The 8,767-nt window shown below is 41.6% G+C and carries 7 protein-coding genes and 1 pseudogene; 6 read left to right on the forward strand and 2 right to left on the reverse strand.

Annotated features, from left to right (window positions below):
• Window positions 1-68 precede the first annotated feature (68 nt).
• Window positions 69-1,105: pseudogene (locus JEY82_RS19195) on the reverse strand (IS3 family transposase); the annotation flags it as partial.
• A 198-nt stretch (window positions 1,106-1,303) separates the two neighbouring features.
• Window positions 1,304-1,918, reverse strand: coding sequence for an inovirus-type Gp2 protein (locus JEY82_RS19200; RefSeq protein ID WP_304088822.1), 615 nt, complete (start codon window positions 1,916-1,918; stop codon window positions 1,304-1,306).
• A 385-nt stretch (window positions 1,919-2,303) separates the two neighbouring features.
• On the opposite strand from JEY82_RS19200, the gene JEY82_RS19205 reads away from it, so the two are divergent.
• The 6 genes from JEY82_RS19205 (at window position 2,304) to JEY82_RS19230 (ending at window position 8,506) form a co-directional block, all read left to right on the forward strand.
• The gene (locus JEY82_RS19205; protein ID WP_304088824.1) at window positions 2,304-2,984 is read left to right on the forward strand and encodes an ERF family protein; all 681 of its coding nucleotides are present in this window, start codon (window positions 2,304-2,306) and stop codon (window positions 2,982-2,984) included.
• Window positions 2,985-3,080: 96 nt separating this feature from the next.
• Window positions 3,081-4,064, forward strand: a complete 984-nt coding sequence (locus JEY82_RS19210; protein ID WP_304088827.1) for an AAA family ATPase — start codon at window positions 3,081-3,083, stop codon at window positions 4,062-4,064.
• An 89-nt stretch (window positions 4,065-4,153) separates the two neighbouring features.
• Window positions 4,154-5,125, forward strand: coding sequence for a DUF3150 domain-containing protein (locus tag JEY82_RS19215; RefSeq protein WP_304088830.1), 972 nt, complete (start codon window positions 4,154-4,156; stop codon window positions 5,123-5,125).
• Between the two features lie 14 nt (window positions 5,126-5,139).
• Window positions 5,140-6,690, forward strand: a complete 1,551-nt coding sequence (locus JEY82_RS19220; protein ID WP_304088832.1) for a hypothetical protein — start codon at window positions 5,140-5,142, stop codon at window positions 6,688-6,690.
• 15 nt (window positions 6,691-6,705) lie between these two features.
• Window positions 6,706-7,041: a hypothetical protein gene (locus JEY82_RS19225; protein ID WP_304088835.1), complete on the forward strand. Its 336-nt coding sequence runs from the start codon at window positions 6,706-6,708 to the stop codon at window positions 7,039-7,041.
• A 130-nt stretch (window positions 7,042-7,171) separates the two neighbouring features.
• On the forward strand, window positions 7,172-8,506 hold the full coding sequence (locus tag JEY82_RS19230; RefSeq protein WP_304088838.1) for a hypothetical protein: 1,335 nt from the start codon (window positions 7,172-7,174) through the stop codon (window positions 8,504-8,506).
• Window positions 8,507-8,767: the final 261 nt, after the last annotated feature.

The following is an 8,767-nucleotide window of genomic DNA, read 5'->3' on the forward strand; positions in this document are numbered from 1 at the left end:
ACACTCCTTTTAGGCTGAAGAGTGAGTATGCAGGATTTCAAAAATTATGAGTAGATGGAGCCTATGTGACGCTTACAGATCATTTGCGTTTTCAAAGTGTGGAAAAAGGACTCAGCAACTGCATTATCCCAGCAGTTGCCTCTTCGGCTCATACTTTGGATGCAACCATGTTTCGCAAGATGTTTTCTGAATTCCTGACTAGCATATTGCACTCCTTGGTCACTGTGCACCATTAGTCCCTTAGCTGGCCTGCGTCGGACCAAAGCCTTATTGAAGGCACGAATAACTGAACTTCTTTCCAAAGAATCACTTAAATCCCAGCCAACAACAATTCGTGAAAATAAGTCTATAAAAACTGTAAGGTAGAACCATTTCCGGCCTACTTTTATGTAAGTGATATCCGTTGCCCAAACCGTGTTCGGTCTGGATACGGAAAACTGACGATTCAGCAAGTTGGGTGCTGCTGGTTCCTTGTGGGAAGAGTCAGTGGTAACCACAAATTTCCGTACTGTTTTACATTGAAGTCCCATGGTCTTCATTTTTCTTGCAACTCGTGTGCGGCTGACCTTTCTGAATCTTTCCTCTGCTTGCAAATCTCCTGTAATCATGGGGCTTCCCGCCATTTTACCATGTTCAAGATATAATTCTAGAATACGACTCTTCAGCATTCTGTTTTCAATTGACCTCTTTGATTCAGGCCTTGATAACCAACTATAAAAACCGCTCCGGGAAACTTTTAGGGTTTGGCACATCTTCTTCACCGAAAAAATAGAGCGGTTTATTTTTATAAATTTGAATGTCATTTCGGTGCTCTGCTGAAAATGGCCAATGCTTTTTTTAGGATTTCTCGCTCTGTTTCTGCGTCACGTAGCTTTTTCTCCAGCTCTTTTATTCTACGTTTTTCATCGGTTAAAATTTCGTTTCCCTGACCAGAAAAGGCAATTCCTCCGTTACGAGAAAACTCGCGCCGCCAGCGATAAAGTATGGCGTAAGAAATTCCGAGGCTTTCTGCTACTTCAGAATGTGTACGAGACGGATCTTCACTTAAAAGAACTGCATTGCGCTTGAACTCTGGATCATAAGTTCGACGTTTGGGCTTGGTCATTTACATCTCCTGTAAAAATCAGGATAGTTACTTAACCGTGTGTCCGCAAATCTATAGCAGGATCAAGTTCATATTTTCCCTTTGAAGGTAAAAAAGCCTCAATACACAGGTATCAGGGCTTATCATTGTTTCGTCTAAATGATAGGCGGGATAACAAAAACGGATGATGAAAATAATCTCAACATCCGTTCCATTATTTTAATAAATGCTTCTTGGAATCCTTGAGCATCCTACTTCTCTGGCTCTTTTAGGGGCACATCCTTTAGTATTCTCTTTAGCGAGATAGCTACACCGTTTATGGCATTCATCATAGACTTGATCAAAGTCAGGGTCATTTCGTCTTAACCGATAGCTATTAGGTTGACTTTCTCCTTGTCGTGATTTGTTACAGTGATCTACAAGACCATCCTGATCAGATCCTATGGTTGAAGCCCAGTGTTTTTCAGCTGTTGTCATGAGCTTATGAGGGAACTGCATCTTATTACCGTCTACAGCAATCATCAAATGGTAGTGCTGATGTTTTTCTCTACTTTGTTCCCTAACCCATAGATAATAAGGATCATAGCCTTCTCTTTTTAACTGCTTGATATATTTTGAAGTAAACTCAGAAATATGGCTGTTATCTTCAGGAGCATGGTAGTTCTTTGGATATCTTAAATCCAGCCTAACAACCAGTACCTTATTATGTATTTGTGTTGTATAGTTCATAAAACCTCTTATTTTGTCTAGTATTTCAGTATTACATCCTAATCCTTTTTCTTTAGAAGTTAGTATTGAATTTCCTTTGTACGTTTCTTTAAATGTTATAGCCATTGTAAACTCCTTGTTAAATTGTTTCTCTACATCATTATGCTCTTAAATATTTTTTTATTTCATACTATGAGTGATATAAAATTTATATACTATTTTATTTCATAGTTAGTTTTATATTAGTATGTATTTAGATATTACCAGAGACCTAGCTATAAAATTTATTTTAAATTTAATTATAGTTCATTTTGCATTTAATTTTAGTAGTATTTTTTATTTCTATATTGTGACTGAATTAAGTTTACTTATAATATAGTAAAAAGATAAAATTATGATTATTAAATAGTTTCAAACATATATTACTCCTGTAATACAAACCAATTTTTTATTGAAAGAGCTCCTGCCGCTTATCCCGGAAAAGAGCTCTTCTCTATTGCAGGAGGTAATCATGACCAACATTGATTTATGTTCACCGAATATTACAGAACTGGCGGGAGCAATGCTTAAAGTGCAACAGGCCTTGAAACCAGCTCATAAGGACGGACAAAACAATTTCACTAACAGCAAGTATGCGAGTTTATTATCTGTTATGGATTCCTGCCGCGAAGCACTGCTTGCTAACGGGATATGGATGACTCAGCTTCCAGTGAATGTTGACTCTGGCAATCTTGGGTTAATCAGCAAAATTGTTCATGCGGAGTCAGGTCAATGGCAGGCTTCTTTACTAGTAATGCCTTTGCCTAAAAGCGATCCACAGGGTTATGGTTCAGCTATGACTTATGCTCGCAGGTACGGACTTTCTGCTCTGATTGGAATCGTTACCGAACATGATGACGATGCTGAAGGTTCATGTCGTCCGCAAAATGAAAATGGCGGGTACAATCCGGACAGGCATTTGGGATCACGCGTTACAGAATTATGTCAAAAACAACTTCCAGATGATGGAGCAACATCCTTCAATCTGCCTCGTCTTGAAGGTATTCAGTACAGCAAAGAAACGGCCCGTGACGGTAATCTTTGTATTTTGGCAACTGGTAATACGCATTCGCAGAAAGACCTTTTACGCAAAGCAGGATTTCGCTGGGATGGAAATCGCAAATTATGGTGGAAATACGAACATGCTGCATAACATGTAAATTTAATTTTAATAAGACAACTCAGTCACATTAAGGGCGTATCTCTTCGGAGGTACGTCCTTTTTTATGGCTAATATCGAGGAGAAAAGATGTCTGATACAATCAAAGAAATTGAAAAAATAGTTCCTTTCGAATTAGATGCAGGCTTGATCTTCAGCGGCAAGACGTCCGGTCGCATGGTGCAAGGCTTTGAATCACCGTCATCCTTCACACCGAAAGAGGACCCTGAATATTTATTTCATGAATCCAGCCGGGACGTAGTAGTCTGGTTTATGGACAGCTCTGATCCGCTATACGTGTTCGGGCCCAGCGGAAGCGGCAAAACCAGTCTCATTAAACAACTTGCCGCAAAACTAAATTATCCGGTGTTTGAAATTACTGGTCACAGTCGACTGGAGTTCCCCGAAATGGTCGGTCACCTGACTGTAGAAGCAGGCAACATGGAATTCCAATACGGACCTCTTGCGCTTGCTATGAAATACGGTGGGCTGTTTATGCTCAATGAGATCGACATCATTGATCCGGCTACAGCTGCCGGATTAAATGGCATTTTAGACGGTGAGCCGCTTTGTATTCCTGAAAACTCTGGTGAAATAATACAGCCACATCCGATGTTCAGATTTGCAGCTACAGCCAATTCTAACGGTGCAGCAGACGAAACGGGATTGTACCAAGGTGTGGTCCGTCAAAATCTGGCCTTCATGGATAGATTCTGGTTGTGTGAAATAGAGTACCCAACACCGGCTGCAGAAGCTGAACTGCTCTCTCGTAAAGTAGCCAATCTGCCTGAGAATATTCGCAGCAAAATGATCGAATACGCAAATTCTGTGCGGAAACTGTTTATGGGTGAAGCAACGGGAAATCTCAGCGATACTATAGAGGTTACATTTTCAACTCGAACTTTAATTCGTTGGGCTGATTTAACAATTCGTTTCCAGCCGCTGGCTAGACAGGGTATTCAGCCGGTAACTTATGCTCTGGATCGTGCTCTCGGGTACCGCTCCAGTCGCGAAACTCGAACGGTTCTACATGAACTGGCACAGCGTATTTTCCCGATGGAAGATGAATCCTAAACAACTATATAAATGATAAGTGCAAATTTCATAAGCGGGGATGGCGAAAGCTGTCTCCGTTTTTATTTTGCAAAACGAAGGAGATATTCATGGAAACTAAAACTCGAATTACGGTCCTCAACCATATTCTGGCCTTAAATTTGGATGTAAACATTTGGTCAGCACGGAAGAAACTCACACCGGCAGATTTTGGAAGTACCCATCTTCCGCCTGAAGAACTCGCTTCTCTCGGAAGTAAACGCATTTGTAATCCTGGAGATCTTCGTGTTTTCGGCACTCTCAAATCACGTGCAGTAAACATGCTCGACCGGCATGGAGTTCGCTTTCTAGGTGGATGGGGTGTTCCTGAAAAAGTTGCTGATGAAATCGTTAAGGAGCTTGTAGATATCCAAAAGGAATTCTTTGCCGCAAAGGATGACTTTTTGATTCGCTATGATGAGGTTGTGCAGGACTGGATCAAACAACATCCCGGCTGGGAAAAGTTAATAGGCAGTTCCACTGTCAGTGCCGAGTATGTCCGTTCAAGAATGGGTTTTAAGTGGCAGATTTTTAAACTGGCTGCTCCTGAGAAAAACTCAGTCAAAAAAGGACTCAAAGAAGAAGTAAACAAACTTGGCGGAACTCTCTTTGATGAAATATCCAAAGTCGCAACAGATACATGGAATTGCTGCTATGCAGGAAAAGTTAAAGTAACACATAAAGCTCTTTCTCCATTGAGGTCCATCCATAAGAAACTGAACGGTCTCTCCTTCATTGATCCTAGAGTTCTTCCCATTACGGATCTTCTCCAAATCGCTTTTGATAAAGTTCCATCCCGTGGATTTATTCGTGGAGCTGATCTTCTCATGCTGCAAGGAGTTGTATCTCTACTCCGACAACCAACGTTGCTCATGGAACATGGCCAGAAGATTCTTGATGGAAACACTGCCGAAGATCTTCTTGAAGGATTAGTAGCAGTCCCTACCATTTCCAAGACTAAATCTGTCTCCGAAAGAATAACACTGAAATCAATCCCGCAGCCTGTGACTCAGCAGCAGATTAACAGTCATGGTTTGTGGTGATGCAGGAGTAATCCATGAATAAAAATAAACTGCTCATGAAATCGCTGCCATTGGTGGCAAGTGTGCTGGGTCAGAAATACGGAGTGAAAGTTCAAATTGGTGGAGATAAAGCCTTCACTGATGGAAAGGTCATTCAGATCCCGTCTATGCCGCTGGAATGTGATGAAATTTTGACCAATTTAGCAAGGTCTTATCTCGACCACGAAGCCGCTCATATCCGAGATACAAACTTTGAATGGCTCAAGATGGCGAAGCTTAATCCTCTTGAAATGCATATCTGGAATACGCTGGAAGACTGGCGAGTGGAAAATAAACTTGCTGAGATTTTTCCCGGCTGCCGACAGAACTTCCAGTGGTTGATCCGGCACCTATTTATTAATGATAGCGATCAACTTCAGGACGAACATCAAGATCCGGCTTCAGCAATTCTAAATTGCTTACTATTGATTGTCAGATCATGGGATGTACCGGATTTAGCTGATAAATGTGAGAGTACCGCTTCAATTGTCGAAAAGTATTACCCTGGCCTTCTCTCACAATGGGATTTTGTTTTGCAAAAGATACGTACAAAATGTGACTCAACTCAGGACTGTATTCTCTACACACGGGAAATAGTCTATCTGTTGAAAGAATACCTCAAGCAGAACTACAACGGCCATAAGCAGAAAAGCAGGAAGGCTAAGAGCTCTATTCAGGATCTGGAAAAACTGCTCAATTCCGACCCCGTAAATATGCCTAAAGGTCTCGGTGAAATATTGGAAGAACATCTGATTCATAATGTTCCAGAAAATGCGGATCAAGGTTTGCAGGTTGCCAAGGAGGGGTACAAAAGACTTACGGAGCTGGACACAACAGAACTTGAACAGACCCGTAGGGCCTCAACTGCTCTCAAGTCCCGATTACACGGAATCATTCAGGCTAAAACGATTAGTCATGACCGTATCGGCAGGATTGGTCGCTTAAGCACGGCTCACCTGCATCGTATAGCTGTTGGCAATCCCCGAATGTTTCATAGCAGACAAGAAAGTCAGGGCATCAGCACTGCGGTACACATCTTAATTGATTGCTCAGGGTCTATGCGTCGACGTATCGGATTGGCTTCGCAGGTCTGCCATACTGTAGTCAGTTCGCTTAATTCTATCAACGGTGTAAGCGTTGGAGTTAGTGCATTTCCAGCCATCAGAGCACAAGGATGTAAAAACTATGATGAACCGACGGTTGCTCCAATCCTTAACCATGGGCAACGGATGCATACTCATTTCGGCGTAGCGGCATCAGGATCAACTCCATTAGGAGAAGTTCTTTGGTGGGCCTTTCAACAAATGCTGCCGTTACCGGAAAAGCGAAAGATAATCCTCTGTATAACGGATGGTGTCCCCGATAACCTGCCAAACACGCAAAAAGCAATAAAAGACGGAAGCCTCAACGGGTTTGAAATATACGGTCTCGGAATTAACTCCGAGGCCGTTTTTAATTTGTTTCCCGGGAAAAGCAGAGTCATCACCGAAATCACGGACCTAGCACCTGCCATGTTCGATCTGCTTCAGGACTCATTCATTAAATAATATAGGAGAATTACCATGACAGAAGAACGTCCCAAATGCCCGAGTTGCGAAGTTAACACTCACGTTATCCTTATTAATACAGCTCAGAAAATAGGAACAGCTGTCGGTGGAATAACAGGCGCAGCATGCTGCTATGCTGGCGCAGGAAGTGGCGCTGTAGCTGGAGCCACAATCGGATCAGTAGTTCCGTTTGTTGGAACTGGAATTGGAGCCATAGCTGGCGGACTTGGAGGAGCTGTAGCAGGTTTCTTTGCTGGAGCCGCAACGGGCAATGCTGTTGGTGAAAAGATCGATATTCATGTTATCGGACAGTATCGTTGTAATCGGTGTGGCGAAGAATTTGAAGGTTAACTATCTGATATGTTATAAGATCAAGAGAAGCCGCTGGGTTATTTCGGCGACTTTTTGTTTTTATAGAGGCAAGTATCCGTCTAACCGACACTTCTTATTTTATAACGATATTTATGCAATGGAGGCGGTTATGGATTTTAAATTAATAAATTGTGAGTTTCATACAGGAAGCCACGAATATATTGGCTTTGTAACATTCAAAAGGGGAAATCCTATGCGCAATCTTTTGATGCTCGTACTGTGTCTGTTGATGTTTTGTTTTGCAGGCTGTTCTGGTGATGTTGAAATCGTGAAAAGTGGAACTCTCGAGGGTAGACCGACCCTTGCCATTGGTCAGGCGTTTGATTCAGCTTTTGACACTCCCTTGTGGTCTGAAAGCAATGGAGAACGAGGTGAAAAGATGGTCACTTTTGAAGGTAAGATCTCTAATAAGTTGCATGAGCGTGGTGCTGAGATGACCTTTCTTTATTCAGTTATAGCTGAAGCCGAAGCTTTAAGTAAGGGAAACCCTTTTGTTTTTGTTGGATTTGAGACTCAGGTTGAGGAATTTTTTGGAGGAAGATCTAAATATAACAGAGTCCTTAAAAAATTCAAAAAGGCCGGAGCAGATGAAAACACCGCTAAATACGCAGCGAGGTACTTGGCATACAGTCTAGCAGAGTGGCCTGTGGGCGAACCTGTATCAGTGAACTGGGTAATGCATGCCGATGGTAAACATTTTGACTTCACTCAGTTCCAATCAGATGCTTTGGCTGGAAAAAGCATAGATATCTTGGTTGATACTATATATGGAACAGGATTTGTCCCGCAGAATCAATTGCAACAGGAAGTGTTAAGTCAAGCCAACTCTTTACTTGCTGATGTTAAAACAGCAGTGGCTGTTCAAACTTCTTTGAGCAAACAGAATAAAATTGTGGAAAATAACACTCAGAACTTGAAGCTGCTCAGCATCTCCACAGACAAAGTTGACGAACTTGCCGCTTCATATCTTTCCCCAGCTAAAAAGGAGAATATTATCGACAACTGGGTAATTCTTGGAAGACTTCCCGATCAATACGGTAGTAGCGTAACAAGACTTGTTACTGATGATGTATTGGAAACAGGTTCAAGATTTTCTAGGGATTTTTTGTTCCTTGATTTCGATGAGAGAAATAAGTCTGTTCCTTCAATAAATATAGCTGTTGGTATTGCCGCAAGCCTTGAAGAAGCTATTCAGGCATACTCGGGCGTAAAAATGTTTGATGTTCTCGTAGATGGACAGAAAAAGGGACGCATAAAGATGATTGGTAGGCCCACTCCTTCGGAAGGATATATGTACCTTGAATATTCAGAATGTCCTGCCATTTCGATTATATTTAAGGCCATGATTTCAGGTAAACGGATTGAATTTATCAGCTCAAATGACACGTTCTCTTTTGATCTTAAAGGGCTTTCCTCTGCGGCAGATAAAATACAGCATCTTTAATCAATAAACGGTATCCTGCTCTCTTTTATGAGGGCAGGATTCCTCCTCCTGCTTGTGATAAGTCTTTTTGTATTTTTAAAACACTATGAATATAATTATATTGATAACAAGTGTCTCATTTGCTAAGAACTTTATCCGGAGAAGAATATGCCAGTGAAAAATAATCCAGATTACACATATGGAGAGGTTCCTCGACGTTCCGTGTGGAATTCAGTCATTCCATAATAAGTCCCGGATCGGTGCCCCAATGAGGTAGATCAT

The sequence above is a fragment of the Maridesulfovibrio ferrireducens genome (assembly GCF_016342405.1).
Lineage (GTDB): Bacteria > Desulfobacterota > Desulfovibrionia > Desulfovibrionales > Desulfovibrionaceae > Maridesulfovibrio > Maridesulfovibrio ferrireducens_A.

Excerpts from the sequence above, each read along its gene's own strand:
- JEY82_RS19200 (WP_304088822.1), bottom strand. The coding sequence starts at position 1,918 with ATGGCTATAACATTTAAAGAAACGTACAAAGGAAATTCAATACTAACT.
- JEY82_RS19205 (WP_304088824.1), top strand. The coding sequence starts at position 2,304 with ATGACCAACATTGATTTATGTTCACCGAATATTACAGAACTGGCGGGA.
- JEY82_RS19210 (WP_304088827.1), top strand. The coding sequence starts at position 3,081 with ATGTCTGATACAATCAAAGAAATTGAAAAAATAGTTCCTTTCGAATTA.
- JEY82_RS19215 (WP_304088830.1), top strand. The coding sequence starts at position 4,154 with ATGGAAACTAAAACTCGAATTACGGTCCTCAACCATATTCTGGCCTTA.
- JEY82_RS19220 (WP_304088832.1), top strand. The coding sequence starts at position 5,140 with ATGAATAAAAATAAACTGCTCATGAAATCGCTGCCATTGGTGGCAAGT.
- JEY82_RS19225 (WP_304088835.1), top strand. The coding sequence starts at position 6,706 with ATGACAGAAGAACGTCCCAAATGCCCGAGTTGCGAAGTTAACACTCAC.
- JEY82_RS19230 (WP_304088838.1), top strand. The coding sequence starts at position 7,172 with ATGGATTTTAAATTAATAAATTGTGAGTTTCATACAGGAAGCCACGAA.